The organism is Pseudomonas sp. 3JA (genome assembly GCF_036961705.1).
GTDB lineage: Bacteria > Pseudomonadota > Gammaproteobacteria > Pseudomonadales > Pseudomonadaceae > Aquipseudomonas > Aquipseudomonas fluorescens_Q.
On record NZ_JBAMDJ010000007.1, the window covers coordinates 193,293 to 220,141 of the forward strand.

The 26,849-nt window shown below is 61.7% G+C and carries 24 protein-coding genes; 10 read left to right on the top strand and 14 right to left on the bottom strand.

All coding sequences use genetic code 11. The features are described from left to right. Position 1 precedes the first annotated feature (1 nt). The gene (gene algB / locus V7773_RS08005; protein WP_063323612.1) at positions 2 to 1,348 is read right to left on the bottom strand and encodes a sigma-54-dependent response regulator transcription factor AlgB; all 1,347 of its coding nucleotides are present in this window, start codon (positions 1,346 to 1,348) and stop codon (positions 2 to 4) included. A 437-nt stretch (positions 1,349 to 1,785) separates the two neighbouring features. Here algB and V7773_RS08010 point away from each other — a divergent pair, with 437 nt between their 5' ends. From V7773_RS08010 to V7773_RS08030, 5 genes are all read left to right on the top strand, one after another. Next, the gene (locus tag V7773_RS08010; RefSeq protein WP_336072931.1) at positions 1,786 to 2,106 is read left to right on the top strand and encodes a hypothetical protein; all 321 of its coding nucleotides are present in this window, start codon (positions 1,786 to 1,788) and stop codon (positions 2,104 to 2,106) included. Positions 2,107 to 2,186: 80 nt separating this feature from the next. Further along, the gene (locus V7773_RS08015) at positions 2,187 to 2,351 is read left to right on the top strand and encodes a DUF1328 domain-containing protein (protein WP_003177151.1); all 165 of its coding nucleotides are present in this window, start codon (positions 2,187 to 2,189) and stop codon (positions 2,349 to 2,351) included. Positions 2,352 to 2,353: 2 nt separating this feature from the next. Continuing rightward, positions 2,354 to 2,818, top strand: a complete 465-nt coding sequence (locus tag V7773_RS08020) for an inhibitor of vertebrate lysozyme family protein (protein ID WP_336072932.1) — start codon at positions 2,354 to 2,356, stop codon at positions 2,816 to 2,818. A gap of 703 nt (positions 2,819 to 3,521) precedes the next feature. Next, positions 3,522 to 4,853 (top strand): glutamate/aspartate:proton symporter GltP, encoded by a 1,332-nt coding sequence (gene gltP / locus V7773_RS08025; RefSeq protein WP_336072934.1) that lies wholly within the window; start codon positions 3,522 to 3,524, stop codon positions 4,851 to 4,853. Between the two features lie 180 nt (positions 4,854 to 5,033). Further along, positions 5,034 to 6,263, top strand: a complete 1,230-nt coding sequence (locus tag V7773_RS08030) for a nucleoside recognition domain-containing protein (RefSeq protein WP_063323608.1) — start codon at positions 5,034 to 5,036, stop codon at positions 6,261 to 6,263. Between the two features lie 4 nt (positions 6,264 to 6,267). Here V7773_RS08030 and V7773_RS08035 read toward each other — a convergent pair whose 3' ends face one another. From V7773_RS08035 to V7773_RS08080, 10 genes are all read right to left on the bottom strand, one after another. After that, positions 6,268 to 6,900: an ABC-type transport auxiliary lipoprotein family protein gene (locus tag V7773_RS08035; RefSeq protein ID WP_336072935.1), complete on the bottom strand. Its 633-nt coding sequence runs from the start codon at positions 6,898 to 6,900 to the stop codon at positions 6,268 to 6,270. After that, positions 6,897 to 7,835, bottom strand: coding sequence for an MlaD family protein (locus tag V7773_RS08040; protein WP_336072936.1), 939 nt, complete (start codon positions 7,833 to 7,835; stop codon positions 6,897 to 6,899). The genes V7773_RS08035 and V7773_RS08040 overlap by 4 nt, the downstream gene beginning before the upstream one ends. Before the next feature lies 1 nt (position 7,836). Next, positions 7,837 to 8,640 carry an ABC transporter ATP-binding protein gene (locus V7773_RS08045; RefSeq protein WP_092148889.1) on the bottom strand — a complete coding sequence of 268 codons (804 nt, stop codon included), beginning with the start codon at positions 8,638 to 8,640 and terminating at the stop codon, positions 7,837 to 7,839. Beyond that, positions 8,637 to 9,785: an ABC transporter permease gene (locus tag V7773_RS08050; RefSeq protein ID WP_336072937.1), complete on the bottom strand. Its 1,149-nt coding sequence runs from the start codon at positions 9,783 to 9,785 to the stop codon at positions 8,637 to 8,639. Before V7773_RS08050 ends, V7773_RS08045 begins: the two co-directional genes overlap by 4 nt. 52 nt (positions 9,786 to 9,837) lie before the next feature. Continuing rightward, positions 9,838 to 10,863, bottom strand: a complete 1,026-nt coding sequence (locus V7773_RS08055) for a DUF5924 family protein (protein ID WP_336072938.1) — start codon at positions 10,861 to 10,863, stop codon at positions 9,838 to 9,840. A gap of 274 nt (positions 10,864 to 11,137) precedes the next feature. Further along, the gene (locus V7773_RS08060) at positions 11,138 to 12,529 is read right to left on the bottom strand and encodes a M16 family metallopeptidase (RefSeq protein ID WP_336072939.1); all 1,392 of its coding nucleotides are present in this window, start codon (positions 12,527 to 12,529) and stop codon (positions 11,138 to 11,140) included. Positions 12,530 to 12,715: 186 nt separating this feature from the next. Next, the gene (locus V7773_RS08065) at positions 12,716 to 14,374 is read right to left on the bottom strand and encodes a Na/Pi cotransporter family protein (protein WP_336072941.1); all 1,659 of its coding nucleotides are present in this window, start codon (positions 14,372 to 14,374) and stop codon (positions 12,716 to 12,718) included. A 268-nt stretch (positions 14,375 to 14,642) separates the two neighbouring features. Next, the gene (locus V7773_RS08070) at positions 14,643 to 15,410 is read right to left on the bottom strand and encodes a TerC family protein (RefSeq protein ID WP_336072942.1); all 768 of its coding nucleotides are present in this window, start codon (positions 15,408 to 15,410) and stop codon (positions 14,643 to 14,645) included. Between the two features lie 59 nt (positions 15,411 to 15,469). Beyond that, positions 15,470 to 16,777: a CitMHS family transporter gene (locus V7773_RS08075; RefSeq protein ID WP_014335839.1), complete on the bottom strand. Its 1,308-nt coding sequence runs from the start codon at positions 16,775 to 16,777 to the stop codon at positions 15,470 to 15,472. Positions 16,778 to 17,226: 449 nt separating this feature from the next. Beyond that, positions 17,227 to 17,565, bottom strand: coding sequence for a DOPA 4,5-dioxygenase family protein (locus V7773_RS08080; protein ID WP_092463958.1), 339 nt, complete (start codon positions 17,563 to 17,565; stop codon positions 17,227 to 17,229). Positions 17,566 to 17,650: 85 nt separating this feature from the next. Between V7773_RS08080 and V7773_RS08085 the strand changes: the two genes are divergently transcribed. Beyond that, positions 17,651 to 18,310 (top strand): NAD(P)-dependent oxidoreductase, encoded by a 660-nt coding sequence (locus V7773_RS08085; RefSeq protein ID WP_336072943.1) that lies wholly within the window; start codon positions 17,651 to 17,653, stop codon positions 18,308 to 18,310. 83 nt (positions 18,311 to 18,393) lie between these two features. Here V7773_RS08085 and V7773_RS08090 read toward each other — a convergent pair whose 3' ends face one another. After that, positions 18,394 to 19,344 (bottom strand): choline sulfate utilization transcriptional regulator, encoded by a 951-nt coding sequence (locus V7773_RS08090; protein ID WP_072348779.1) that lies wholly within the window; start codon positions 19,342 to 19,344, stop codon positions 18,394 to 18,396. Positions 19,345 to 19,458: 114 nt separating this feature from the next. Here V7773_RS08090 and betC point away from each other — a divergent pair, with 114 nt between their 5' ends. The 3 genes from betC to V7773_RS08105 all read left to right on the top strand — a co-directional run bounded on the left by betC (position 19,459) and on the right by V7773_RS08105 (position 23,673). Next, positions 19,459 to 20,973, top strand: a complete 1,515-nt coding sequence (betC, locus tag V7773_RS08095; RefSeq protein ID WP_336072944.1) for a choline-sulfatase — start codon at positions 19,459 to 19,461, stop codon at positions 20,971 to 20,973. A gap of 15 nt (positions 20,974 to 20,988) precedes the next feature. Then, complete coding sequence (gene choX / locus V7773_RS08100; RefSeq protein WP_092347755.1) at positions 20,989 to 21,909, top strand: choline ABC transporter substrate-binding protein; 921 nt, start codon at positions 20,989 to 20,991, stop codon at positions 21,907 to 21,909. Positions 21,910 to 22,104: 195 nt separating this feature from the next. Next, on the top strand, positions 22,105 to 23,673 hold the full coding sequence (locus V7773_RS08105) for a SulP family inorganic anion transporter (RefSeq protein WP_336072945.1): 1,569 nt from the start codon (positions 22,105 to 22,107) through the stop codon (positions 23,671 to 23,673). Positions 23,674 to 23,788: 115 nt separating this feature from the next. On the opposite strand, the gene aroE is transcribed toward V7773_RS08105, so the two are convergent. Both aroE and hemF read right to left on the bottom strand, forming a co-directional pair. After that, a complete protein-coding gene (gene aroE, locus V7773_RS08110; protein WP_336072947.1) occupies positions 23,789 to 24,610 on the bottom strand; it encodes a shikimate dehydrogenase in 822 nt (273 codons plus the stop codon). A gap of 13 nt (positions 24,611 to 24,623) precedes the next feature. Further along, positions 24,624 to 25,538, bottom strand: coding sequence for an oxygen-dependent coproporphyrinogen oxidase (gene hemF, locus V7773_RS08115; RefSeq protein WP_063323592.1), 915 nt, complete (start codon positions 25,536 to 25,538; stop codon positions 24,624 to 24,626). Between the two features lie 329 nt (positions 25,539 to 25,867). On the opposite strand from hemF, the gene V7773_RS08120 reads away from it, so the two are divergent. Further along, positions 25,868 to 26,845, top strand: a complete 978-nt coding sequence (locus V7773_RS08120; RefSeq protein WP_336072949.1) for an NADPH:quinone reductase — start codon at positions 25,868 to 25,870, stop codon at positions 26,843 to 26,845. Positions 26,846 to 26,849: the final 4 nt, after the last annotated feature.

The window sequence follows — 26,849 nt, forward strand, 5'->3', positions numbered from 1 at the left end:
CTCACAGGTTGTACTGCTTGCGTTTGCGGTACAGCGTGGAGGCATCGATACCCAAGGTCTTGGCCGCCTGGTCGAGGGTGTCGGCCGTGGCCAGCACCGCGCCGATGTGGGCTTTTTCCAATTCGTCGAGGCTCAGCGCGGCGCCGATGCGTGGCGCATTGTTGACCGGTTGCTCGGCCATGCCCAAGTGACTGATTTCGACTTTTTCCTGAGGGCAGATGATGCTGGCGCGCTCGACCACATTGCGCAGTTCCCGGATGTTGCCCGGCCAGCGATAGCCTAGCAGCGCTTCGCGCGCTTCATCGCTGAAACCCCGGGCCGGGCGCGCGTACTCCTTGACGAAGCGGGCCAGGAAGCGGTCGGCCAGGGTCAGGATGTCTTCGGCGCGCTCTCGTAATGGCGGCAGGTGCAGGGTGATGACGTTCAGGCGATACAGCAGGTCTTCGCGAAAACGTCCGTCGCGCACCATGTCTTCGAGGTTGAGGTTGGTCGCTGCGAGAATCCGTACGTCGGCGCGACGGGTGACTGGATCCCCTACCCGCTCATATTCCTTGTCCTGGATGAAACGCAATAACTTGGGTTGCAATGTCAGAGGAAAATCGCCGATCTCGTCGAGAAACAGCGTGCCGCCGTCGGCCTGGTTGACCCGACCCAACGTACTCTCGCTGGCCCCGGTGAAAGCCCCACGGCTATGGCCGAACAATTCGCTTTCCATCAGTTCAGCGGTCAGCGACGGGCAATTGATGGTGACGCAGGATTTCTTCGCCCGCTTGCTCCAGCCATGGATCGCCTGGGCCAGCTCGCCCTTGCCGGTGCCGGACTCGCCGAGGATCAGGATGTTGGCGTCGGTGCTGGCGACCTGGCGCGCGGTTTCCAGGACGACTTTCATCGCTGGGCTGTGGGAGTCCAGGCCATCCTTGGGTTTGCGCACTTCCCCTTCAAGGGCTTCGAGCCTTGCCGACAGCTGGCGTACTTCCAATTGCTTGGCGGTCGCCAGGCGCAATTGATCGGGGCTGCACGGTTTGACCAGATAATCGGCCGCCCCGGCCTGGATCGCATCGACCGCGGTATCGACTGCCGAGTGAGCGGTGACGATGACCACGCGCATCCAGGGTGCCTGGATACGCATTTGTGCCAGGACATCCAGGCCGTTGTCCTCCCCCAGGCGCAGGTCGAGGAAACACAGGTCGAACACCTGGCGTTGCAGCAGTGCGTCGGCCTGGGCGGCGCTGTTGGCGGTGGCGACGCTGTAGCCTTCGTCTTCCAGGCAGTATCGGAATGTACGCAGGATGGCGGACTCGTCGTCTACCAGCAGAATGCGGCCTTGGTGCTCAGTGGCGGATTCCATTTTTCCTACGCTCCTTTAATGAATGATGTTGGTTAGTGTCAGAAAAATCGGGCAAGTTGCATGGTCGATTCTGAGGGGATATTACTCATCAAGAATGGCCCTGTGGACGTCTGACTCCTAAAAGCCTGATTTGAGTTCCTTTTTTTACGAATCGTCCGGTTCGGACGGTTCGCATCGCTCATTCCGACAGCTGTGTCTGACAGCCAATTCAAAAACAATCTAACGACTTTTCCTGCTGATTCGTGCAATACGCACGACCGACGCCTGCGTCATCGTGCAGGATGCGCTCCCGGTATGTTGCACTTATTTATTAACTTATTGATTTTAAAGGTTTTTATCTGACAAAAAATCCTGGCACGGCGACTGCAATGCTCTGATCAACGTGGCGTAGCGCGCCTCAACCAGATCACCGCACTCGGGTGGGGAGGAATTCCAGGATGAATCGTCAAAGTGTCACTCAATTTGGCTTCGCCCACTTCAAAAGTGCCGCCCCATTGCGCCTCTCTTCCCTGCACGTCCAGCAGGGCGCATGGGCTGCCTTGGCGCTGCTGGTCACCCTTGTAACGGGCCAGCAATGGTTGCTTTGGTGTCAGAACCAACAGCCTCAAGCGCCACAGGTTTCGATTCACCGTGCCCCACAGACCCATTTCAGTGCCGTCAGCAGCGTTGAGGAAGCGTCCGCTTCAATGCGCATGATGGATGTCGACCAGGCCCAGCCATTGAGCGCCATGCCGCGTGAAGAGCGCTGGGTGTTTTAACCCGATGAACCGGTCGTCCATTGCGCCGGAACCATCACCGCAAGACCTTCACTAAATAGAAAAGCGTAAGGAGAATCACCATGTTGAGCTGGGCAATTACCTTCCTGATCATTGCCATCATCGCCGCCGTACTGGGCTTCGGTGGTATCGCAGGCACCGCCACGGGCATCGCCAAGATTCTCTTTGTTGTGTTCCTGGTGATGTTCATCGCTTCCTTCTTCTTTGGCCGTCGTGGCCGAGGCTGACCATGAGCGTTACATTCAGAGGACTGGCCGCCGCCCTGTTGCTGGGCGGCAGTGCCGTGGCAATGGCTGCCAATGACGGGCAGATGCGCGTCAACCAGTTGCTGCAGGCCGACGCGCAATATCGCGAGACCTGGCAGCACGTCGTGAAAAAGGAAGAACGTCTACCCGAATGGGTGATGAACCTGACGGGCGATTCGGACCAGATGAATGCTGTCGAAGAAGATGGCGACAAGTATTTGGTGGGGCCGCTGTGTGAAACCCAGGCAACGTGTCGCAGCAAGCGTCTGATCGTCGCCTTCAGTTTCGACAAGGACGAAGCCTATGCCATGTTGGTGGAAGTCCCTGCGGGGTTGCCAGCCGACAAGTCCCCGACGCGGCATGCCGACTACCGATTTCTCGGCAAGCCCGATGAAGGTATGCAGAAACTGTTAATGGAACAACTCAAGAAAGATCCGAACTGGTACTGATTCTGAAAATGGGAAAAGCAGCCCTGCTTTTCTCTGCTGCACAGCCCGAGGAGGGCCGGTGCATGACCAAGGGGCTGGGACGTTCTGACTGATGAGAGTCGGAGTGACCTACGGGCACAAGGGGTGCTTGCGAAAGGGCCGGGTCAGGTAAAAGCTGCGACGCAAGTTCGCCAAGCCATCGCGGCTTGGCGAACTTGCGTAGAGCTTCTTGTTCGCAAAATGCGTGCGCCAGAGCGGTGGGTGGATTGGCCGCGGCAAGTCCCTCGGCGATGCGGCATTTTGTCTCCTTCCGCCGATTTATCCCCCTTTGCCCAACCGTATATCGGAGAATGCCGAGGTAATTTCTCCCATGGGCCGCGTCTTGAGTCGCTGCCGTTTCATCGGTTCCCCACACTTGCGAGAGAAAGCCCAGCTACGCTGAAACGGCCGGTTCACGGCACTTATGCCTGCATAAATGTCGCATTCGAACCGCTTGGAAGGCGGGTTTCGTTTGAAAAATCTCATGCCGATTCGGCATGGGGTAGGCGTTTATGGCATTAGACGAGCCCCCCTTGCATCGCAATAGTTGCGCCTTTTTTCGCCTGCCAGTAAGCCGCTAACGCGCTCGGGGTGACCTTATACGGGGGCAGGGGCATGAGTGTTTTTCGTCATCGACGATCCATTCGCGCCACTGTCCGAGTCCAACTGAAGTAAGGGTAACAATATGAAGAAGGCACGACTAAGCCTCGCCTGGCAGATCCTCATCGGTCTGGTGCTCGGGATTGCATTGGGCGCGCTGCTCAACCATTTCAGTGCCGAGAAGGCCTGGTGGATCAGCAATGTGCTGCAACCGGCGGGCGATATCTTTATCCGTCTGATCAAGATGATCGTGATCCCGATCGTGATTTCCTCGCTGATCGTCGGCATCGCCGGGGTCGGTGATGCCAAGAAGCTCGGGCGCATCGGTCTCAAGACCATCCTTTACTTCGAAGTCGTCACCACCATCGCCATCGTCGTCGGCCTGCTGCTGGCCAACTTCTTCCAGCCGGGCAGCGGCATCGACATGAGCACCCTGGGTACGGTGGATATCTCCAAGTACCAGGCCACGGCCGCGGAAGTCCAGCATGAACATGCGTTCATCCAGACCATCCTCAACCTGATCCCGTCGAACATCTTCGCCGCCGTTGCGCGTGGCGAGATGCTGCCGATCATTTTCTTCTCCGTATTGTTTGGCCTGGGCCTGTCCAGCCTGCAATCGGACCTGCGCGATCCGCTGGTGAAAATGTTCCAGGGCGTGTCGGAAAGCATGTTCAAGGTCACCCACATGATCATGCAATACGCCCCCATCGGCGTGTTCGCCCTGATCGCGGTGACCGTTGCCAACTTCGGTTTCGCCTCGCTGCTGCCGCTGGCGAAGCTGGTGATCCTGGTTTACGTCGCCATCGCCTTCTTTGCCTTCGTGGTGCTGGGCCTGATCGCCCGCCTGTTCGGCTTCTCGGTGCTCAAGCTGATGCGCATCTTCAAGGATGAGCTGGTGCTGGCCTATTCCACCGCCAGTTCCGAAACCGTGCTGCCACGCGTGATCGAGAAGATGGAAGCCTACGGCGCGCCGAAAGCCATCTGCAGCTTCGTGGTGCCCACCGGTTATTCGTTCAACCTCGACGGTTCGACTCTGTACCAGAGCATCGCGGCGATTTTCATCGCCCAGCTGTACGGCATCGACCTGTCCATCAGCCAGCAATTGCTGCTGGTGCTGACCTTGATGGTCACCTCCAAAGGCATCGCCGGTGTGCCGGGCGTGTCGTTCGTGGTGCTGCTGGCGACCTTGGGCAGCGTGGGCATTCCGCTGGAAGGCCTGGCCTTCATTGCCGGTGTGGACCGCATCATGGACATGGCCCGTACCGCGCTGAACGTCATCGGCAACGCCCTGGCCGTGCTGGTCATCGCTCGCTGGGAAGGCATGTACGACGATGCCAAGGGCCAGCGCTACTGGAACTCCCTGCCGCACTGGCGCAGCAAGGAGCCGCTGCCAGCAGGGGAGCCTTCCAGCCGTTGAGATTCATTGTGGGAGTTTGGGCTAGCAGCAAAGTGCCTGAACAACCCCGGCTCCCACGGGATTCTGCCATAGGCATTTTGTCAGCCCTTGCGCAGTGCCAAGCAAACCCCGGAGCAATCCGGGGTTTGTCGTTTCTGCCAGCCCCGCTATCATTCGCGGCATCTTCGGGGGATTTAACTGATGCTCAATGGCCTGTGGCTTGGCTTCTTTATCGTGGCTGCCGTGTCGGCGCTGGCGCAGTGGTTGATCGGCGGCAACGCCGGGATCTTCGCGGCCATGGTGGAAAGCATTTTCGCCATGGCCAAGTTGTCGGTGGAGGTCATGGTCCTGCTGTTCGGCACCTTGACCCTGTGGCTGGGCTTCCTGCGCATCGCCGAAAAGGCCGGCATCGTCGACTGGCTGGCCAAGGCCCTCGGGCCGCTGTTCTTGCGCTTGATGCCGCAAGTGCCTGCCGGCCACCCGGCGATCGGCCTGATCACCCTCAACTTCGCCGCCAACGGTCTGGGACTGGACAACGCAGCCACCCCCATCGGCCTCAAGGCCATGCGCGCCCTGCAAGATCTCAATCCCAGCCCGACTATTGCCAGCAATGCGCAGATCCTGTTCCTGGTGCTCAACGCCTCGTCGCTGACGCTGCTGCCGGTGACGATCTTCATGTACCGCGCACAGCAAGGCGCGCCGGACCCGACCCTGGTGTTCCTGCCGATCCTGATCGCCACCAGCGGCTCGACCCTGATGGGACTGCTGTCCGTGGCGTTCATGCAGCGCCTGCGTCTCTGGGATCCGGTGGTGCTGGCTTACCTGATTCCGGGAGCGCTGGCGCTGGGCGGCTTCATGGCGTTGCTGGCGACGCTCTCGGCCACGGCTCTGGCGGGGCTGTCATCGATCCTGGGCAACCTGACCCTGTTTGGCCTGATCATCCTGTTCCTGGTGGTGGGCGCGCTGCGCAAGGTCAAGGTGTACGAGGCCTTCATCGAAGGCGCCAAGGAGGGCTTCGACGTTGCCAAGAACCTGCTGCCGTACCTGGTGGCGATGCTCTGCGCCGTCGGCGTGCTGCGGGCTTCGGGGGCGCTGGATTTCGGCCTCGACGGCATTCGGCACCTGGTGGAGTGGGCCGGCTGGGACACGCGTTTTGTCGATGCCTTGCCGACCGCCATGGTCAAACCGTTCTCCGGCAGCGCCGCCCGGGCGATGTTGATCGAGACCATGAAGACGTCCGGCGTGGACAGCTTCCCGGCCCTGGTGGCGGCGACTATCCAGGGCAGCACCGAGACCACGTTCTACGTGCTGGCGGTGTACTTCGGCGCCGTCGGCATCCAGCGGGCGCGCCACGCCGTGGGTTGCGCGCTGTTGGCCGAGCTGGCGGGGGTTCTGTCGGCGATCGGCGTCTGCTACTGGTTCTTTGGCTGAGGTTTCAGGGCGCCGGCGTTACAAAGCGCTGGCCCTGCTCCAACGTCCAGTTCACCACCTCGGCGGTCAGCCGGTCACTGGCCCGGCCAAAGCCTTCCACCACCGCCGGTACTTTCACATCGCTCAACGGCTGGCGCACTTCAAAACGGCGACTGGCCAGGATGCGCTGGTCGAAGCCGCGCACCAGCAGCGCGTCCAGGCGAATCACCACGCTGGCCGCAGTGCCCAGGTATTCGGTCTGGAACGCCTGCAATTGCCCGCCCAGTTCCAGATCCGCTTGCAGGTTGCTGTCGGCGACGCTCAACAACCTGACACGCCCATCCTGGGCGAAGCCATCGAGCAGGCGGTTGCGCAGCAGCACGGGGGCAGGGTCGCTCCAGCGCGAGGCGGCGTAGCTGCTGAACAGATTGCCTTGGGGGATCACCGCGATTTTCGGGCTGTTGAGCACCTCGCTGGCCTGGGGGCTGGCCAGGCGCAGCGACCAGCTCACCGCCGGGCCCGCAGACGCGGGGGCCTGGGTGACGGGCAAGCGATACACATCCGAGGGTTCGGCCTTGGGCAAAATCGAGCAACCGCCCACCAGGAGCAATCCTGCCAGTAAGAGAATAGGGCGGATAAACCGGTTGCACGGCTTCATGGCGTGAACTCCTTGTCCTTGTCGTTGCCCAGCAAATAGCCGCTGGGGTTGGCATCCAGGCGCCGGGAGATTCCCCGCAGGGCGCTCAGGGTTTCGCGCAGTTCACGCACGGCTGGCGCCAGGGCATTGAGGCCCTGCATGCCGTTATTCAACGAATCGCGATTGTCGTTCAGCAGTTTGTCGAGGGTCGCGGTGCTGCGAGCCAGGGACTGCATGGCCTGGCCGGCGTTGCCGAACGCCTGTTTGCCCTGGTCGTTGAGCAAACCATTGGCGTTGCGCATCAACGCCGTGGTCTGTTCCAGCGTGGCGCTGGCCTGTTTGCCGATGGACGCCAGTTGCTGCATGGCCTGGCGAATATCGCCGCGCTGCTCGGCAATGACCCCGGTGGTTTGTTCCAGGTGCTCGAGCGTCTTGCCCAGGCTTTGGACGTTGTCCGAAGAAAACACCTCATTGGCGTTGTGCAGCAGCAGGTTGATGCTGGTCATCAAGTCATCGCTGTTGTTGAGCAGGCGGGCAATAGGCGAGGGCGCGGCGATGATCACTGGCGGTTCCCCGTCGTGCCCGGTCAGTGCCGGGCTCTGGGGCGTACCGCCACTGAGCTGGATAATCGAGGTGCCGGTAATGCCGGTCAGTGCCAGCTTGGCCTGGGTGTCTTGCTTGATTGGCGTTTCCCCACTCAAGCGTACCCGCGCCAGAACCCGGCGCGGGTCGTTCGGGTCCAGGCGCAGGTTGACGACGTCGCCGACCTTGATCCCGCTGTATTCCACCGAGCTGCCCCGGGACAAGCCGCTGACGGCCTCGTTGAACACCACTTCGTAATCCTTGAACTCGCTGTCCACGCTGGACTTGGCCAGCCACAGGCCAAACAACAGGGCGCCAGCCACCACAATGACGGTGAATAGGCCGATCAGCACATGATGGGCTCGGGTTTCCATGTCAAACCTCGTTCGATTGTGTAGCGGCCGATAACGCCGCGCGGCCGCGAGGGCCATGGAAGTATTCGTGAATCCAGGCGTCGTCGGTTTCCGACACCTTGTCGATGACATCGGCCACCAGTACTTTTTTCTGCGCCAGTACCGCCACCCGGTCCGTGATGGTGTAGAGGGTGTCCAGGTCGTGGGTGACCAGGAACACGCTCAGGCCCAGGGCATCGCGCAGTGTCAGGATCAACTGGTCGAACGCCGCCGCACCGATGGGATCGAGGCCGGCGGTGGGTTCGTCGAGAAACAGAATGTCCGGGTCCAGGGCCAGCGCACGGGCCAGGGCGGCGCGCTTGATCATGCCGCCGGACAGCGAGGCGGGGTATTTGTCGGCGGCCGATAACGGCAGGCCGGCCAAGGCCAGCTTCACAGCCGCCAAGTGCTCGGCGTCGGCCCGGCTGAGCCCGGCGTGTTCGATCAGCGGCAGGGCGACGTTTTCTGTCACGGTCAATGATGAGAACAGCGCGCCTTTCTGGAACAACACGCCAAAGCGCCGTTCCACCCGTGAACGTTGTTCCGGGGGCAGGCTCGGCAAGTCCTCGCCGAACACCCGCACGGAACCTTCGCTGGGTCGGTTCAGGCCGACGATGCTGCGCAGCAGCACCGATTTGCCGCTGCCGGAGCCGCCGACCACGGCAAGGATCTCGCCCTTGTACACGTCCAGGTCGAGGTTTTCATGCACGCTCTGGCGGCCAAAGCGATTGCACAGGCCGCGCACTTGAATCACCGTCTCGGTGGGCGGTCGCAAGGGTTGGCTCACCAATTCATCTCCATGAAAAACAGCGCGGCCACGGCATCGAGCACAATCACCACGAAAATCGACTGCACCACGCTGGACGTGGTGTGAGCCCCGACCGATTCGGCACTGCCACTGACCTTGAAACCTTCCAGGCAACCCACGGCAGCGATCAGGAAGGCAAAGATCGGCGCCTTGACCATCCCCACCAGGAAATGCTGCACGCCAATGTCCGACTGCAACAGCGTGAGGAACATGGCCGGTGAAATACCCAGCGACAAAGCGCAAACCACGCCGCCACCGATAATGCCCGAGAGCATGGCCAGGAAGGTCAGCATCGGCAGCGCCACCAACAGCGCCAGTACCCGTGGAATCACCAGCAACTCGACCGGATCGAGGCCCAGGGTGCGGATCGCGTCGATTTCTTCGTTGGCCTTCATCGAGCCAATCTGCGCGGTGAACGCGCTGGCGGTGCGGCCCGCCATGAGGATCGCCGTCAGCAACACGCCGAATTCACGCAGGAACGAGAAGGCCACCAGGTCCACGGTAAAGATGCTGGCGCCGAAATCGGCCAGCACCGTTGCGCCGAGAAAGGCCACCACTGCGCCCACCAGGAACGTCAGCAGGGCGACGATGGGGGCTGCGTCCAGGCCGGTCTGTTCGATGTGAACGACCATCGCTGTCATGCGCCAGCGCCTGGGGCGAAACAGGTTGCGGGCCAGGGTTTCCAGAATCAGGCCGACAAAACCCAGCAGTTGCAGGGTGTCTTGCCAGACTTTTTCCACGGCGCGGCCGATACGGGTCAGCAGTTGTGTCAGCACGCTGACCTGCGGCTCTTTCACCGGCACACAGAAGTCCGTCAGCGAGCAATAGACCGTCTGCAACAACGCCCGCTCGGCGGCCGGTAAGCTGCAATCGGGGTGCTCGGTAGTCTTGCCCAGCCGTTCGGAGCCCAGCAGTTCCACCAATAACGATGCCCCGGCGGTGTCGAGGGCACCGAGGCCGTTGAGGTCGATCAGGGTGTTTTCGTCGTACCGGCCGCGCAGCGATTCGGCCAGGCGCTTGAGCTGTGGGTAATGGGCCAGCGTCCAGTCGCCGCTGATCCACAGCTGCGCCGGCGAGCCGGACGTGTCGAGTCGGGCACTGCCCATGTGGGGGCTGGGGGTCATAAGCTCCATGCTCGTTTGGCTTGAACAGCGCTACCTGATAGCACAATCGCCATCATTTTGCTGCCGGTGCAGCGGCGCTCACGTTGAAACGCAGCACACCGATCATCTGGCCATTTTCCGTCAGCACCCGCACCTGCCATTTGCCTGTCGGGTCGTCCGGGAAGTTCTGCTTGTGGGTCCAGGCGCGATAGCCTTCCTTGCGTCCGCCATGGATGTCCAGGGCAATACGATCCACTTCCTTACCGTTGAACTGCCAGACGTGATAGATCCGCTCGTCGAGCCCACGTGGCGCGTTGATCGCGGTGTAGGCGTACAGGCCGTTGCCGCGAATCTGGGCCGCGCTGACTTCCTTGAGGCTGGCGCCCGGCGTGCGATCTTCCAGTTGGGTGCTGATCGCCACTTCGGTCATCCACAGCGTGGCCGGTGGCACCCAGGAGCGCAGCACCCAGCCGGCGGCGCCAATCCCGACGGTGATACACAAAATGGCGAGGGCGTTGCGCACGGTGCGGATCGGGAAGATCGAGGCCAGGCTGGGAAACGACAGCAGCATCGCAATGCCCAGCGCCAGCTTGAAGCTTTGGTCGGTGGTCAGGTGCAGGATTACCGGCAGCGCGGTGAGCAGGGCGGCGAACAGCGTCAGCGTGTGCAAGGCCAGGAACGCCCAGCGCCGAGGCGCCAGCCATTTGTAGTACAGCGGGTCAGTGATCGAGATCAGCGCCGCGATCGTCAGCAGGCCGGTGAAAATCAGCTGGCTGCTGTTCCAGGTGGTGGTGATGAAGAAAAACGGCAGGACGAAAAACAGGCTTTCCTGGTGAATCATCTGCGTGGCGTAGCGCAGCAGCGGCTGGGGGATTTCCCGTTTGAAAATCCGCGTGAACAGCCGGGTCATGCTGTTCTCGACCATCAGCCAGAGCCAGCTCACCAGCATCATGATGGCGATCCAGGTCGCCAGGCCCTGCTGGCGATCCACCAGCATGAAGCTGCCGACCCCGGAAATGAAGCCACCGAGCGCAATGACCCCTGGATAGCGCTTCATCAATTCAAGGAGGCGCTGGATATAGACCGTCAGGTTTTGCATGCGGTGGTTTCACAGTAAGTCGTAGGAAATATCCCTGACAGAGTATCGTCAGGGCGGTGACATGGCGAGGATCGCGACGCGTGCCGTGATGCTCTTTTGTGGCGAGGGAGCTTGCTCCCGCTGGCCTGCGAAGCAGGCCCCAGCATTTATCCAGGTAAATCGCATCGCCCGGTTTGCGCCTGCTGCGCAGCCGAGCGGGAGCAAGCTCCCTCGCCACGGGATTTGAGTTGCCCTGGGCTGGAGTTATCGCGAGCAAGCTCGCACACAGGGCGGATCAACCAGATTCTGGTCGGGCCCGCCGACGCACTTGCCACACCACCAACCCAAGCAACAGCACCCCCAACAGACCGCCCAGCCCCCAGACGAGCTCATCGTCACTGAGCAACGGCTTTTCGATGCGCAGGTAACCCGGGTCCTTGAGCAGTTCGCGCAGGGCCACGTTGGCCTGTTCCAGGCTTACCTCCTGCAGGCGCAGGGCCGGGTTGGCGAAACGGCCGTCTTCATAATCGCCCAGGGCGCCCCAGTAGTAATCGGCCAGTGCGCTGTTGCCTTGAACCGCCCAGGACTGATGGGCAATGGCCGCACGTTTGATGCGCACGAAATCGGCGGGGTCCAGGCCATCCTTGAGCAATCTCTTGCGCAGTTCTTCCAGCGCCTGTTCGGCTTCGGGCAAGTCTTCGCGGGACAGGTCCGCGTTCAGGCTGAAGAAGCCGACGCCGCCGAACACCTCGCGTTCGGTCCACGGCCCGTAGGACAAGCCACGGGCCAGGCGCAATTGGCGATAGAGCGCCCAGTCCAGGTAATCCTTGAGCAGGTCGAAGGTTTCGTCATGCTGCTCATCCAGCACCGGCTCCGGGAACAGCCAATGAAGCTTGGCGCTATTGCCGACCAGGCCATGGATCAGGTTGCGCTTGGTGACCGCCTTGTAGCGGATCTGCGGCAGCGCCTCGTGTGGGCTGGGCTCCACCGGCTCGAGTTCGCCAAAGGCGCGCTCCAGGTAGGCCGGCAACAGTCGGTCGAGGTCGCCGACCACGATCAGGGTCATGTTGTTCGGTGCATACCAGGCCTTGCGCACTTGTTCGAGTCGGGCGAGGGTATGGCGCTCGACCTCGGCCCGTTCCGCGCAGCGCAGGCCCAGCTCAACCGCCAACTGGTTGCTGGCCTTGTGGCCCAGGTCCTGGTGATCGAGCCAGCGTTGCAGGTGGGTGTAGTGGCCGCCGTCCTCGCGTTCAACCACCCGCTTGGCCGCCTCCAGGGCTTTTTCATCGATGCGGGTGCGGGTCAACAGCGCCAGCAGCAGGTCCAGGATCTTGCGTTGATTGCGTGCTGGCGCCTCGATCACGAACGTAGTGTCGGCGTTGCTCGTGAAGGCATTCCACTCGCCACCCAAGGCCTGCATGCGCTCTTCCAGGCCGCCTTCACCGCTCTCATCGACGCCGCTGAACAGCAGGTGTTCGAGCAGATGCGGCAGTTCCTTGTCGGCGCAACTGAAGTCGTCCAGGCCCACGCCGACCACCAAGCGGATCGCCACATGCCCGCGCTCGCTGCCCGGCTTGAGCATCAGCTGCATGCCGTTGGGCAACGTATAGCCTTCGACCTGGAACCGGTCCAGGGCGACCACGGGCAGTGAGCCGAGTAAAAGAAAGGCGAACAACAGACAACGCATAAGGGCTTCCTGGCGGCTGAGTGGAGGTCCATGGTGCCGGGCAGGCCGTCATCGGCGGATCGTCGCCCGGAGTCGGCTCGCTCCCCCCATCGAATCTATGCGGTATTCATGACAACGGGAGCAGGCGGGCCGGTGAACGGTTTCAGGCCCGAGCCAATGTTACTGACTGACCAATGCGCCAGTCGTTCACGGCGAATGGGTGATGTCGCTAATTTCATCCGCCGCCAGTGCGCCGATCTCGGCGGTCTCCAGGACCACATAGGCACTGCCGCAAAACAGCGAATTGAGGCGCCTCATGTCGGCAATCAGCTCCAAGTGAAGGGAGCTGGTCTCCAGGCTTTGCACGATCTTGCGCTGCAAGCGGCTGACGTGGGCATGGGCCATGCGCCGTTCCTGCGCCCGAAAGCGACGTTTCTCACGCAGCAACTGACGGGCGCTTTCCCGGTCGGCACTGAGAAATACCGACAGCCCCAGCCGCAAGTTGGCGATCAAGTGACTGTGCAGCCCCGCCAATTCCTCCAGGCCCACGTCGGAAAAGGAGCGACGTTGTGAGGTCTTCTGTTGCTGGACCTTGCGCAACATGCGCTCGATCAGGTCGCTGGCCAGTTTCAGGTTGATCGCCAGTTCGATGATCTCCGCCCAGCGGCGGCTGTCCTGTTCGCTGAGGTCTTCACGGGGCATTTGCGCCATGTACAACTTGATTGCACTGCACAGCGCCTCGACGTCATCGCTCATGCGCCGCACGTCCTGGGTCACCGCGGTCTGCTGGCCGCGCAGCACGTCCAGCATGGCTTCGAGCATGTTTTCGATCAGGTCGCCGATACGCAGGGTTTCCCGGGCCGCGTTCGCCAGCGCCAGGCTCGGAGTGGCGAGGGCGGTAGGGTCCAGATGTCGCGGCTTGGCCGTGCCGTTGGTGTCCAGACGTTCCGGCAGCAACCAGGCACAGAGCCGCGCCATGGGGCCGACGCTGGGCAGCAGCACCAGGCAACGCACGGTGTTATAGAGCAGATGGAAACCAATGACGGTTTCCTGGGGGCTGAAATCCAGGCTGTCCAGCCAGCCCACCAGCGGATCGAGTACCGGAATGATCAGCAACAGGCCGATCAGCTTGTACAACAGGCTGCCCAACGCCACCTGGCGCCCGGCGGCGTTCTGCATGCTGGTGCTGAGAAAGGCCAGGACGCCGCTACCAATGTTGGCGCCAATCACCAGGCCGATGGCCACCGGCAGGCTGATCACCGCGGCCCCGGCCAGTGTGGCGGTCAGCAGCACGGCCGCCAGGCTGGAGTAGGAGATCATCGCGAACATCGCGCCGACCAACGCATCGAGCAGGATGTCGCCCGTCAGCGAGGCGAAGATCACTTTCACGCCCTGGGCATGGGTGATGGGCGTCGCGGCTTCGACGATCAATTGCAGGGCCAGGATGATCAGGCCCAGGCCGATGCCGACCCGACCCATTTGCCCGACGCGGGTCTGTTTGCGCGACAGGAAAAAAATCACCCCGAGGAAAATCAGCAGCGGCGACAGCCACGACAGGTCGAGGGTCAGCACCCGTGCCATCAGCGCGGTGCCGACATCGGCGCCGAGCATGGTCGCCAGGGCCGGGGTCAGCGCCATCAGGCCCTGGCCGACGAACGAGGTGACGAGCATGGCCGTGGCGTTGCTGCTCTGGACCATGGCCGTGACCATGATGCCCGCGACAAAGGCCAGCCAGCGCCGGGACATGTTCTGGCCGATGACATGGCGCAGGTTCGAGCCATAGACCCGCAAGATGCCGGTACGCACGATATGCGTGCCCCAGATCAGCAGGGCGACGGCGGAGAGCAAATTCAGCAGGGTCAGCATGAGGAGCCCCCTGTTAGCGTCCCAAAGGGACAAATTGACGATGCCACATTCTTCTTTCTTGTACTTAAGCTGTAGTTGGCGAACGGTTCGGGCGCCAGCATTGCACAGCTAAAGAATCGTTTGAAACAAAACTGTCATAGAAATACGCCGACGATCTTGAAGCCTCCTATATCGATCAGGCGAGCGCGGGCTTGTGGGAGCGGGCCACTTTCATACCGGCATGAAAAAGGGGCTCCAAAGAGCCCCTTCATTCAAATGCCCCACGCCATTACTGACCCGGCATATCCTTGCGCAGTTTCACCGGGTCCTGCTGTTTGCGCTTGCGTGCAATCGCAGTGCGCATCTTGATGTTGACGGCTTCCACCGCCAGGGAGAACGCCATGGCGAAGTAGACGTAGCCTTTTGGCACATGCACGTCGAACGACTCGGCGATCAGCACGGTACCCACTACCAGCAGGAACGACAGCGCCAGCATCTTCAGCGACGGGTGCTTGTCGATGAACTCACTGATGGTCGCCGAGGCCAGCATCATCACCAGCACGGCGACGATGATCGCCGCCACCATCACCGGCACATGGGAAACCATGCCGACGGCGGTGATGACCGAGTCCAGGGAGAACACGATGTCGATGATCGCGATCTGGATGATGGTGTAGATGAAATTGCCGCCCTTGCCCGAAGGCGCCTCGTTGGTTTCATCTTCGCCTTCCAGCGCGTGGTACATCTCCTGGGAGCTTTTCCACAGCAGGAACAGGCCGCCGAAGAACAGGATCAGGTCACGTCCGGAGATGCCCTGGCCGAACACTTCGAACAGATCGGCGGTCAGGCGCATGACCCAGGTGATGGACAGCAGCAACAGGATCCGTGTGACCATGGCCAGCGCCAGGCCGAAGATCCGGGTGCGCGCCTGCATGTGCTTGGGCATGCGGCTGACCAGGATCGAAATCATGATGATGTTGTCGATGCCCAGGACAATTTCCAGGGCGGTCAAGGTGAAGAAGGCAACCCAGATTTCCGGGTTGGTCAGCCATTCCATGTGAGTTCCTTTGAGCGAGTGTTAAGCCGCGCCGACGAGCGACGCAGCAGGCATTGCTTTTATAGAGTGCTGAACAGCGGAAAAATCCCCATCAGCAACGCGGCGAACATTATGCACAGGCAAACCAATACTGCCCACTTCAGGGTGAAGCGTTGGTGATCGCCGAACTCGATCCCGGCCAGCGCCACCAGCAGGTAAGTCGACGGAACCAGCGGGCTTAACAGGTGGACGGGCTGGCCGACGATCGAGGCACGGGCCATTTCGACAGCGGTGATGCCGTAGTGGCTGGCGGCTTCGGCGAGAACCGGTAACACCCCGTAATAAAATGCATCGTTAGACATGAAGAAAGTGAACGGCATGCTTACCAGTGCAGTGATGACCGCAAGGTAAGGACCCAGGAATTCCGGGATGACCGCCAGCAGGCTCTTGGACATGGCGTCGACCATGCCGGTGCCGGACAGGATGCCGGTGAAGATACCAGCCGCGAAAATCAGCCCGACCACCGCCAGTACACTGCCGGCGTGGGCCGCAACGCGATCCTTCTGCTGTTGCAGGCACGGGTAGTTGACGATCATCGCGATACTGAAGGCCACCATGAACAGCACCGGCAGCGGCAACAGGCCGGCGATCAGGGTGCACATCAGGCCCAGGGTCAACGCGCCGTTGAACCAGATCAGCTTCGGACGACGGGCGTCCGGGAACTGGGAAACGCTGATTTCGCTGTGGTCGATTTCATCACCCACCAGGTGCAATTCACCCAGGCGAGCGCGTTCGCGTTTACCGTACATGTAGGAAATCGCCAGGATCGCCACCACACCGGCCAGCATCGCCGGAATCATCGGCACGAAAATGTCGGACGGATCGACATGCAACGCACTGGCCGCCCGGGCAGTAGGACCGCCCCACGGGGTCATGTTCATCACGCCGCCGGCGAGGATGATCAGGCCAGCCATGATGCGTGGGCTCATGCCGATACGGCTGTAGAGCGGCAGCATCGCCGCCACGCAGATCATGTAAGTGGTCGCGCCGTCACCATCAAGGGAAACGACGAGCGCCAGAACGGCGGTACCGACCGAAACTTTCAACGGGTCGCCCTTGACCAGCTTGAGGATCTTGCGCACGGCCGGGTCGAACAGGCCGGAGTCGATCATCAGGGCAAAATACAGAATTGCGAACATCAGCATCACCCCGGTCGGGGCGAGCTTGGTGATGCCTTCGAGCATCATCGGACCGATTTTCGGTGCAAAACCGCCGAACAGGGCGAACAGGATCGGGATGATGATCAAGGCGATCAGCGCGGACAGGCGCTTGGTCATGATCAGGAACATGAACGTGATGACCATGGCGAAGCCAAGGAAAGTCAGCATGGGAAATACTCCAGGCGTGGCGCGGCTATGAAAGGCGAACCGGACGGGTCAGCGCGAGATGCAGAGCACGAGGGGGACGGATGGAGTGGGTGCAGCGGGACGGATAGCAGCGGACATCAGAATCACCATTGTTGTTGTTAAAAGGGCCGAACGAGCCTTGAAAGCTCGCTTTTGGCCGACCGGTCTTTTGCCGGAAGTGTGGTGATCCTAATCGCGCTAGCTTTCAGCAAGCTTTCGCAGGGTAAATGGGTGACGAGCCGCAGATGATGACCTATTAAGCAGCATTCCTGTGGCGAGGGGATTTATCCCCGCTGGGGCGCGAAGCGGCCCTGAAACCCGTCATTCTGCAATATCTGGAGAGTGCATTCTGTCCTTTTGGGCCTGCTGCGCAGTCCAGCGGGGATAAATCCCCTCGCCACAGAACCATGTCTCTGGTTTAAACAAAGCAATCAGGTGCTTGCCTTAAACACCGAAAGATCCAACGGCCGCACCGCCCCCATCCAGATCGCATGCTCGGTGTGGTCGATCAGGTCATCGCCGGTCTCCGGGTGCATGAAAATCACCAGCCCTTTGCGATTGAGCGCCAGCCACGGCAAGACCACGCCAATGTACTGCGGGTCGAATGCCAGCTGACAGCTCCAGTCCGGATGCGGGCCGACCGGGCGTTGATGGACACGGCCCATTTTCAGCGCAAACAGTTGCGCCGCTTCCTCGCACAGGGCCCGCGCCTGGTCGAGGGTGTTGGCGTCGAAATACACGTGGGCGTGGTAGCCCTTGATCCGCTGCATCTGTCACTCCTTGAAAAGAGGCCGAACCCTCGCCGTTTGCCGCGGGTCAGAGCCTTTACAGGCGGGATTAAAGAGGAAAACAGCCATGAAAAACGCCGAAACCCCGGTCATCAAAGTGGTGCTCTATGGTGCCATGAGCAGCCTCGGCAGTGCGTTGATGGCTGAAATGCTGCGGCGCCAGCACGAAGTCATCGCCATTCTCGACGATCTTACTGCGCTGGCTCCACGCCCGGGCCTGCGGACCAAGACCGGTGATCTTTTCGATCCCGAGCGGGTCAAGCAAAGTGTTGCCGGTGCCAGCGCCGTGGTGTGTCTGCTGAACGCACCGGGGTTGCCGATGAACAGCGAACAAGTGGAGCGCACACTGATTCCCGGCCCGGTGGAGCAAGTATTGGCCGTCGATGCACTGATTGCTGGCATGCAGGCGGTGAATATTCCCCGGCTGTTCCTGGTGGGCGACTTTGCGATGCTCGACGAGGAGCCGACGGACGACGATTTGCAGCGTCATGCCGCCGAAGAAGTGCTCGATGCCCTGAAGAACAGCACCTTGCAGTGGACCTTGATCAACGCCCCCTATGCCGCGCCTGGCCTGGGCATCGAGCATTTCAGCCAGGTCAGTACCAGCCTCGAACCCGGCATGGCCGAATCCCTGGAGCGGCTCAACCGGGTGGCGGTCGGCATCGCCGATGAGATGCGCCTGAACCTGCATGTGGGCGAGCATGTCAGCTTTGTGGCCGCCCACTAGCTGTCGACATCCCCATCCGTGGCGAGGGAGCTTGCTCCCGCTGGGCTGCGAAGCAGCCCTAAAACATGGCTTTCGCCACGGCCTCAAACCGCAATCGAAGGCAACGGCAACCCCGTGAGCGATTCAGCACTGTTAGCCTGTTCTTCCATCAACCAGTCCACAAACAGCCGGATCAACCCCCCGCGCCGTTTACGCTGAGGCAGGACCACGTAGTACCCCAGCCGCGACAGCACCGTTTCAGCGATCGGACGACACAGCAGCCCCTGGGCCAATAAGTTATCCACAAGGTGCCGCCAGCCGATGGCGACGCCTTGACCGCCAATCGCCGCCTGGATGAGTAGTGTGTAGTTGTCGAAGCGCAGTTGCCCGGGTGCCGGTGGTGACGTGATGCCCAGCTCGCGGAATACCCCACTCCAGTCGAACCAGCTGTTGCTGTTGCCCGCGCGCAGGTGCAGCAACGGAAACTCCGCCAGGGCCTGGGGGGGCAAGGGCAGGGGACGATCCTTGAGCAGCAGCGGGCTGCACACCGGAAAGACTTCTTCGCTGAATAGCCAACGACTTTCACCTTGTTTGAAGCGACCGTCGCCGAACAGCACGGCAACGTCGATATCGGTGCGCAACATGTTGTGGTTGCGCTCGCTGGTCACCAGGCTCACATCCACCTGGGGGTTGGCGGCGTGAAAGCGATGCAGGCGCGGCATCAGCCAATAGGCGGCGAATGCGAAGTCCGTGGCGACTTGCAGCACCTCATGCTGATGCTGGGCGGTGATTGCACTCAGCCCGGCATCGATGCTCTGCAAGCCGGCCTGGACCTGCTCGAACAGGATGGTCCCGGCCTCGGTCAGTTCGATCCCGCGATAGATGCGGTCGAACAACCGCGTACCCAGCTGTTCTTCCAGGCGCTTGATCTGCTGGCTGATGGCCGGTTGTGTGGTGCCCAGCTCAATCGCCGCCGCGGTAAAGCTTTGTTGGCGGGCCGCGGCTTCAAAGGCACGGAACAGTTCCAGGGACAGGTTACCCAGGGCGTCATACATAAGCTGTGCTTATCCTAGTCATTATCCTGCATGGGCTTTACCCCAAAACCCGGGGGCTACATGCTCAATCGCAGCAATGTCGCATAACTGCCTACTATGGAATGCCGCGAATACATGAAGCGCAAGAACATTCTTTTCATCATGGCCGATCAAATGGCCGCGCCAATGTTGCCGATCTACGGTCCTTCGCCGATCAAGCTGCCGAACCTCTCGCGCCTGGCCGCCGAGGGCGTGGTGTTCGATGCCGCCTACTGCAACAGCCCGCTGTGCGCACCGTCGCGTTTCACCCTGGTGAGCGGCCAGTTGCCGAGCAAGATCGGTGCGTACGACAACGCGGCTGATTTCCCGGCGGACGTGCCGACCTATGCCCATTACCTGCGTCGCCTCGGCTACCGCACGGCGCTGTCCGGCAAGATGCACTTCTGCGGGCCGGACCAACTGCACGGCTACGAAGAACGCCTGACCAGTGACATTTACCCGGCCGATTACGGCTGGGCGGTGAACTGGGACGAGCCGGACGTGCGGCCGAGTTGGTATCACAACATGTCGTCGGTGTTGCAGGCCGGGCCGTGCGTGCGTACCAACCAGCTGGATTTCGATGAAGAAGTGGTGTTCAAGGCCCAGCAGTACCTGTTCGACCACATCCGCGAAGACGGTGACCAGCCGTTTTGCCTCACCGTATCGATGACCCACCCACACGACCCGTACACGATTCCCAAGGCGTTCTGGGATTTGTATGACGACAACGACATCCCTTTGCCGCAGACCCCGGCGCAAACGACGCTCGACCCCCATTCCCAGCGGCTGCTGAAGGTCTATGACCTGTGGGACAAGCCGCTGCCTGTGGATAAGATCCGGGATGCCCGCCGCGCCTATTTCGGCGCATGCAGCTACATTGACAGCAATGTCGGCAAGCTGCTGCAGACCTTGGAAGACACTGGTCTACTGGACGACACGATCATCGTGTTCTCTGGCGATCACGGGGACATGCTCGGCGAAAAGGGCCTCTGGTACAAAATGCACTGGTTCGAAATGGCCGCCCGCGTGCCGTTGCTGATCAGCGCTCCGGGGCAGTTCGCCAGTGGCCGGGTGGGCGCGGCCGTGTCCACCGCCGACTTGCTGCCGACCCTGGTGGAGCTGGCCGGCGGCACGCTGGAACCGGGCTTGCCGCTGGATGGCCGTTCGCTGGTGCCCCATCTGCAAGGGCAGGGCGGGCATGATGAAGTCTTCGGTGAATACATGGCCGAAGGCACCATCAGCCCCCTGATGATGATCCGTCGCGGCCCGTGGAAATTCATCTACAGCGAAGATGACCCGTGCCTGCTGTTTGACGTGCGCCGCGACCCCAAAGAACTGGAGAACCTCAGCCAATCCCCTGAGCATCAGGCTCTGTTCGCCGATTTTCTCGCCGAAGCGCGTGCCAAGTGGGACATTTCGACCATTCATCAACAGGTGCTCGCCAGCCAGCGCCGCCGCCGTTTTGTCGCCCAGGCGCTGACCCTGGGCAAACTCAAGAGCTGGGATCACCAGCCGCTGGTGGACGCCAGCCAGCAGTACATGCGTAACCACATCGACCTCGACGATCTGGAGCGCAAGGCCCGTTATCCACAACCCTGCCAAAACCAATAACGTAAGGGGCAAGCCATGCAAAAGTTATCCACAGTACTGACCGCTGGACTGTTGGCATTGAGCAGTGTTTCGGCCTGGGCCGAGCAAAGCTGCGAAACGGTGAAGATGGCCGACCCGGGCTGGAGCGATATCGCCGCCACCAATGCCATCACCGGTTTCCTGCTGGAGGGGATGGGCTACAAGGCCAAGGTCGACACCCTCGCGGTGCCGATCACCTTCGGTGGCCTCAAGGATGGCCAGGTGGATGTGTTCTTGGGTAATTGGATGCCGGCGCAGCAGGGCTTTTATGACAAGTTCGTGGCTAATGGCGACGTCACGCAGTTGGCCAAGAACCTGGACGGCACCGAGTTCACCCTGGCGGTCCCGGACTACGTCTGGGATGCTGGTGTGCATAACTTTGCCGACCTGAACAAATTCGCCGACAAGTTCGACAAGAAGATCTACGGCATCGGCTCCGGCGCCCCGGCCAACCTCTCCCTGAAAGAAATCATCAAGACCAATGATTTCGGCATGGGCGAGTGGAAACTGGTGGAATCCAGTGAGCAGGCGATGCTGGCGGAAGTCTCCCGGGCGGTGAAGAAACAGAAGTTCGTGACCTTCCTCGGCTGGACCCCGCACCCGATGAACGTGCAATTGAAAATGCACTACCTCAAAGGCGGCGAGAAATACTTCGGCGACACGGGCAGTGTCTATACCCTGACCCGCAAAGGTTATGCACAGGCCTGCCCGAATGTGGGCAAGCTGCTGACCAACCTGAGCTTCACCCAGGAAATGGAAAACAGCATCATGGCCGAGGTGGTGAACAACAAGGTCAGCAACGCCGACGCGGCCAAGGCCTGGATCAAGGCCAACCCGGCGGTCCTGGACAAATGGCTGGACGGTGTGAAGACCCTGGATGGCAAGGATGCGCTGGCGGCGGTGAAGGCCAAGCTGTAAAGCCCATGTGCCGGTGAGTTGCTCTTGTGGCGAGGGAGCTTGCTCCCGCTGGAGGGCGAAGCCCTCCCAAAACCGATACGGTGTCGTGCCGTCTCAGATTTTGGGGCTGCTTCGCAGCCCAGCGGGAGCAAGCTCCCTCGCCACGGGTGATCACTCGCCTGATACTCTTGCGCCAAACCCCATCCTTGAGGCCCCATGGCAATCCCCACTCGCCATTCACTCTTTCCGTTCCTGAGCTGGCTGCCCCGGCAGACCCGCGCCAGTGTCGGCCGTGATCTTGTTGTCGGCCTGAGCGGTGCGATTCTCGCGTTGCCGCAGTCCATTGCCTACGCCCTGATTGCCGGTTTGCCGCCGGAATACGGCTTGTATGCGGCGATCGTGCCGGTACTGATCGCTTGCCTGTGGGGTTCGTCCTGGCACTTGATCTGCGGGCCCACGGCGGCGATTTCCATCGTCTTGTACGCCACCGTCAGTCCGCTGGCCGTCCCCGCCAGCCAGGACTACATCACCTTGATCCTGCTGTTGACGGTGTTGGCGGGTATTTTCCAATGGTTGCTGGGGCTGCTGCGTTTCGGTGCACTGGTGAACTTCGTCTCGCACTCGGTGGTGCTGGGTTTCACCCTGGGCGCGGCGGTGGTCATCGCCCTGGGGCAGTTGCCGAACCTGCTGGGCCTCGACCTGCCGAACGAAGCCACGGCGTTGAGGGGGCTGCTGATGCTGGTCAGCCACATCGGGGCTGTGGATAAGCCATCGCTGCTGCTGGGCTTGGGGACCCTGGTCCTGGGCGTGGTGCTCAAGCGCTTGCTGCCGCGTTGGCCGAGCCTGTTGATAACTTTGGTCATCAGCAGCCTGGTGGTCTGGTTGTGGCCGGCGATGTTCGGGCATGTGGCGCTGGTCAGCGCTTTCGCCGGGCGCCTGCCGCCGTTCACGCCGCTGCCGCTGGACCTGGAGTTGATCCTGCGCCTGCTGCCCGGTGCCGTCGCGGTGGGCATGCTCGGGCTGGTCACCAGCCTGTCCATCGCCCGTTCGTTGTCGGTGCGTTCCGGGCAATTGCTCGACGCGAATCAGGAGGTGAGGGCGCAGGGGCTTTCCAACATTGTTGGAGGATTTTTCTCTGGGTCGTTGTCGGCCGGTTCCTTCACCCGCTCCGGCCTCAGCTATGAAGCCGGGGCCTGTTCGCCCCTGGCCGGGGTGTTCTCGGCCTTGTGGGTGGCGCTGTTCGCGGTGGCTGGCGCGAAATTGATCGCGCACATCCCGATCCCGGCCATGGCCGGCAGCATTCTGCTGATCGCTTGGGGGCTGGTGGACCATCGCGGCATCCGTGCGTTGTACCGCGTGAGCCGCGCCGAATTCGTGGTAATGGGCCTGACCTGCCTGGCCACGCTGTTGCTGGAACTGCAAACCGCCATCTATGCCGGTGTGCTGGCTTCGTTGTTCTTTTACCTCAAGCGCACCTCACAGCCGCGCGTGCACCATTCCCACGAAGGGGGGGCAGATATCCTACGGGTGGGTGGCTCGATCTTTTTTGGTGCCAGCCATTACTTGCAAGTCCGGTTGCAACGGCTGCAAGCGCCGCGGGTGGTGATTGATGCCCAGCAGATCAACTTCATCGATTATTCCGGGGTGGAAATGCTCCACCAGGAAGCCCGGCGCCTGCGCGGCCAGGGGCGTAGCCTGACGTTGCGCAAGGCCAGGCCGCATGTGGTGGAGGAGTTGTTGAAGCTGGAAGGGGCGGAGCACTGCCCGATCCTCTTCGAAGATTAACCGTGGCGAGGGAGCTTGCTCCCGCTCGGGTGCGAAGCGCCCGTAAACCTGTCATGTCGAGTATTTTAGGGCTGCTTCGCAGCCCAGCGGGAGCAAGCTCCCTCGCCACAGGGGGTCAGAGTGCTAGCTGGCGGCGCAGCTCGGCCAGCACCGGCGCGGTGTCCGGACGAACTCCACGCCACAGGAAGAAGGCTTCGCCCGCCTGCTCGGCCAACATACCCAAGCCATCCATCACCACTGCCGCGCCGTGTTCCTTGGCCCAGCGGCAGAACGAGGTCGGTTCCTTGCCATACATCATGTCGTAGCAAACCGTCTTGCCGGGCTCGATCAGGCTGGCGGCAATCGGTGGCACATCCCCCGACAGGCTCGCGGAGGTGGCGTTGATGATCAGGTCCACCGGTTCTTGCAGCCAGTCGAACCCGCTGGCTGAAACCGGGCCCAGGTCGGCGAACAACTCGGCCAGCAATTCGGCCTTTTCCACCGTGCGATTGGCGATGATCACCGAGGCCGGCGCTTCGTCCAGCAGCGGTTCCAGGGCACCGCGCACCGCGCCGCCGGCCCCGAGCAACAGAATGCGCTTGCCCTTGAGACTGAAGCCGGCATTGACGGTCAGGTCCCGGACCAGCCCGGCGCCGTCGGTGTTGTCACCCAACAGGCGACCGTCGGCCAGTTTGCTCAACGTATTGACCGCCCCGGCCCGCTGGGCCCGCTCGGTCAGGGTGTCGGCCAGGCGGAAGGCGTCTTCCTTGAACGGCACCGTGACGTTTGCCCCACGTCCCTCGCGGAAAAATTCTCGGGCGCAACCGGCGAAATCCTCCAAGGGCGCCAGCAGCGTGCTGTAGTCCAGGGTTTGCCCGGTCTGCTCGGCAAACAGGCGATGGATCAACGGCGACTTGCTGTGGCCGATCGGGTTACCCATTACAACGTAGCGGTCCATGGACAATCCTCGTTCAGGCCGTCGCCAGCCAATCGCGATCCTGCAGGAAGTACTCCGTCAGCCGCGCTTCTTCGCTGCCCGGCTCGGCTTTCCAGTCGTAGCCCCAGCGCACTTGCGGTGGCAGGGACATCAGGATCGATTCGGTACGCCCGCCCGATTGCAGCCCGAACAGGGTGCCGCGGTCGTAGACCAGGTTGAATTCCACGTAGCGCCCACGGCGAAACTCCTGGAATTCCCGCTGTTTGGCGGTGAACGCATCGTGCTTGCGGCGGCGCACGATTGGCAGGTAGGCATCGATGTAGGCGTCACCGATGGCGCGGATGAAGGCGAAGCAGGTGTCGAAATCCCACGTGTTCAGGTCGTCGAAAAACAGGCCGCCAATGCCCCGGGGCTCGTTGCGATGCTTGAGGTGGAAATAGCTGTCACACCAGGCTTTGTAGCGCGGGTACACCTCGGGGCCGAACGGCGCGCAGGCCTGCTCGGCGACACGGTGCCAATGGACGCAGTCTTCCTCGACGCCGTAGTAAGGCGTCAGGTCGAAGCCGCCGCCAAACCACCAGACCGGCTCTTCGCCTTCCTTTTCGGCGATAAAGAAGCGCACGTTGGCGTGGGAGGTCGGCACGTGCGGGTTGTGCGGGTGAATGACCAGCGACACGCCCAAGGCTTCGAAGCCGCGCCCGGCCAGTTCTGGCCGATGGGCGCTGGCGGAGGGTGGCAGGCCGCTGCCGAAGACGTGGGAAAAGTTGACGCCGCCCTTTTCGATCACCGTGCCGTTCTCGATCACCCTCGTGCGACCGCCACCACCGGCCGGCCGGGTCCAGGCATCTTCGACGAAGCGAGTGCCGCCGTCTTCGGTTTCCAGGGCGGTGCAGATACGGTCTTGCAGGTCGAGCAGGTAGGCTTTCACGGCCTCGGTGCGAGTGGACATGACATCACCTTGATCAGGGCTACGCTACGCGGCGTATGGCGGGCCGGTGGCAAATGGGCGCACAGGATACCACCGCACTTGCCCACGCCACAGTTGACGACGGTCAAGCATAGGAGTCCGATAGCAGGCTTGGTAAAAAGTCTTGTGGCGAGGGAGCTTGCCCCCGCCGGGTCGCGAAGCGGCCCCAAAACTTGCCGAATGCGCCGCAGCAGGCACACCGCGCCGACGAATCACGACTGCTTCGCAGCCGAGCGGGAGCAAGCTCCCTCGCCACCGGTTTGTCGGTGGCCTTAAGTCAATAGCATCACTGCGACAAGGAGAAAGTGAAGATGGCCAAACGTATCCAGTTCAGTTCCCACGGCGGTCCCGAAGTGCTCGAGTACGTTGATTACTCGCCTGCGGAGCCCGGCCCGCAGCAGGTGCGCGTCAGCAACAAGGCGATCGGCCTGAATTTCATCGACACCTACTACCGCAGCGGCCTTTATCCGCCACCGGCGTTGCCATCGGGCCTGGGTGCCGAAGGCGCGGGCGTGGTCGAGGCGGTCGGCTCGGACGTCACGCGGTTCAAGGTCGGCGACCGGGTGGCGTACGGCAGCGGCCCACTGGGGGCCTACAGCGATGTGCATGTGTTACCCGAGGCCAACCTGGTTCATCTGCCCGAATCCATCAGTTTCGAACAGGCGGCCGGCGTGATGCTCAAGGGCCTGACCGTGCAGTATCTGCTGCGCCAGACCTATGAACTCAAGGGTGGCGAAACCATCCTGTTCCACGCTGCCGCCGGTGGCGTGGGTTCCCTGGCCTGCCAGTGGGCCAAGGCCTTGGGCGTGAAGCTGATCGGCACCGTCAGCTCGCCGGAAAAGGCCGCCATCGCCAAATCCCACGGCGCTTGGGAAACCATCGACTACAGCAAGGAAAACGTCGCACAGCGAGTGCTGGAATTGACCGGCGGCAAGAAGGTGCCCGTGGTGTACGACGGGGTTGGCAAGGATACTTGGTTGACGTCGCTGGATAGCGTCGCCCCCTGTGGCCTGGTGGTGAGCTTCGGCAATGCCTCGGGTGCGGTGGAAGGGGTGAACCTGGGAATTCTCGCGGCCAAGGGCTCGCTGTACGTCACCCGCCCGACCCTGGCGACCTACGCCAACAACGCCGAAAACCTGCAACGCATGGCCGACGAGTTGTTCGGGATGATCAGCAGCGGCAAGATCAAGGTGGACATCAACCAGCGTTATCCCCTGGCGGAAGCGGCCAAGGCCCAGACCGAGCTGTCGGCACGGCGCACGACCGGGTCGACCATTCTCTTGCCCTGAGATT

Coding starts and splice junctions, on each gene's coding strand:
- algB (WP_063323612.1), bottom strand. CDS start 1,348: ATGGAATCCGCCACTGAGCACCAAGGCCGCATTCTGCTGGTAGACGAC.
- V7773_RS08010 (WP_336072931.1), top strand. CDS start 1,786: ATGAATCGTCAAAGTGTCACTCAATTTGGCTTCGCCCACTTCAAAAGT.
- V7773_RS08015 (WP_003177151.1), top strand. CDS start 2,187: ATGTTGAGCTGGGCAATTACCTTCCTGATCATTGCCATCATCGCCGCC.
- V7773_RS08020 (WP_336072932.1), top strand. CDS start 2,354: ATGAGCGTTACATTCAGAGGACTGGCCGCCGCCCTGTTGCTGGGCGGC.
- gltP (WP_336072934.1), top strand. CDS start 3,522: ATGAAGAAGGCACGACTAAGCCTCGCCTGGCAGATCCTCATCGGTCTG.
- V7773_RS08030 (WP_063323608.1), top strand. CDS start 5,034: ATGCTCAATGGCCTGTGGCTTGGCTTCTTTATCGTGGCTGCCGTGTCG.
- V7773_RS08035 (WP_336072935.1), bottom strand. CDS start 6,900: ATGAAGCCGTGCAACCGGTTTATCCGCCCTATTCTCTTACTGGCAGGA.
- V7773_RS08040 (WP_336072936.1), bottom strand. CDS start 7,835: ATGGAAACCCGAGCCCATCATGTGCTGATCGGCCTATTCACCGTCATT.
- V7773_RS08050 (WP_336072937.1), bottom strand. CDS start 9,785: ATGACCCCCAGCCCCCACATGGGCAGTGCCCGACTCGACACGTCCGGC.
- V7773_RS08055 (WP_336072938.1), bottom strand. CDS start 10,863: ATGCAAAACCTGACGGTCTATATCCAGCGCCTCCTTGAATTGATGAAG.
- V7773_RS08060 (WP_336072939.1), bottom strand. CDS start 12,529: ATGCGTTGTCTGTTGTTCGCCTTTCTTTTACTCGGCTCACTGCCCGTG.
- V7773_RS08065 (WP_336072941.1), bottom strand. CDS start 14,374: ATGCTGACCCTGCTGAATTTGCTCTCCGCCGTCGCCCTGCTGATCTGG.
- V7773_RS08070 (WP_336072942.1), bottom strand. CDS start 15,410: ATGGAATGGCTGACCAACCCGGAAATCTGGGTTGCCTTCTTCACCTTG.
- V7773_RS08075 (WP_014335839.1), bottom strand. CDS start 16,777: ATGCTGACTTTCCTTGGCTTCGCCATGGTCATCACGTTCATGTTCCTG.
- V7773_RS08080 (WP_092463958.1), bottom strand. CDS start 17,565: ATGCAGCGGATCAAGGGCTACCACGCCCACGTGTATTTCGACGCCAAC.
- V7773_RS08085 (WP_336072943.1), top strand. CDS start 17,651: ATGAAAAACGCCGAAACCCCGGTCATCAAAGTGGTGCTCTATGGTGCC.
- V7773_RS08090 (WP_072348779.1), bottom strand. CDS start 19,344: ATGTATGACGCCCTGGGTAACCTGTCCCTGGAACTGTTCCGTGCCTTT.
- betC (WP_336072944.1), top strand. CDS start 19,459: ATGAAGCGCAAGAACATTCTTTTCATCATGGCCGATCAAATGGCCGCG.
- choX (WP_092347755.1), top strand. CDS start 20,989: ATGCAAAAGTTATCCACAGTACTGACCGCTGGACTGTTGGCATTGAGC.
- V7773_RS08105 (WP_336072945.1), top strand. CDS start 22,105: ATGGCAATCCCCACTCGCCATTCACTCTTTCCGTTCCTGAGCTGGCTG.
- aroE (WP_336072947.1), bottom strand. CDS start 24,610: ATGGACCGCTACGTTGTAATGGGTAACCCGATCGGCCACAGCAAGTCG.
- hemF (WP_063323592.1), bottom strand. CDS start 25,538: ATGTCCACTCGCACCGAGGCCGTGAAAGCCTACCTGCTCGACCTGCAA.
- V7773_RS08120 (WP_336072949.1), top strand. CDS start 25,868: ATGGCCAAACGTATCCAGTTCAGTTCCCACGGCGGTCCCGAAGTGCTC.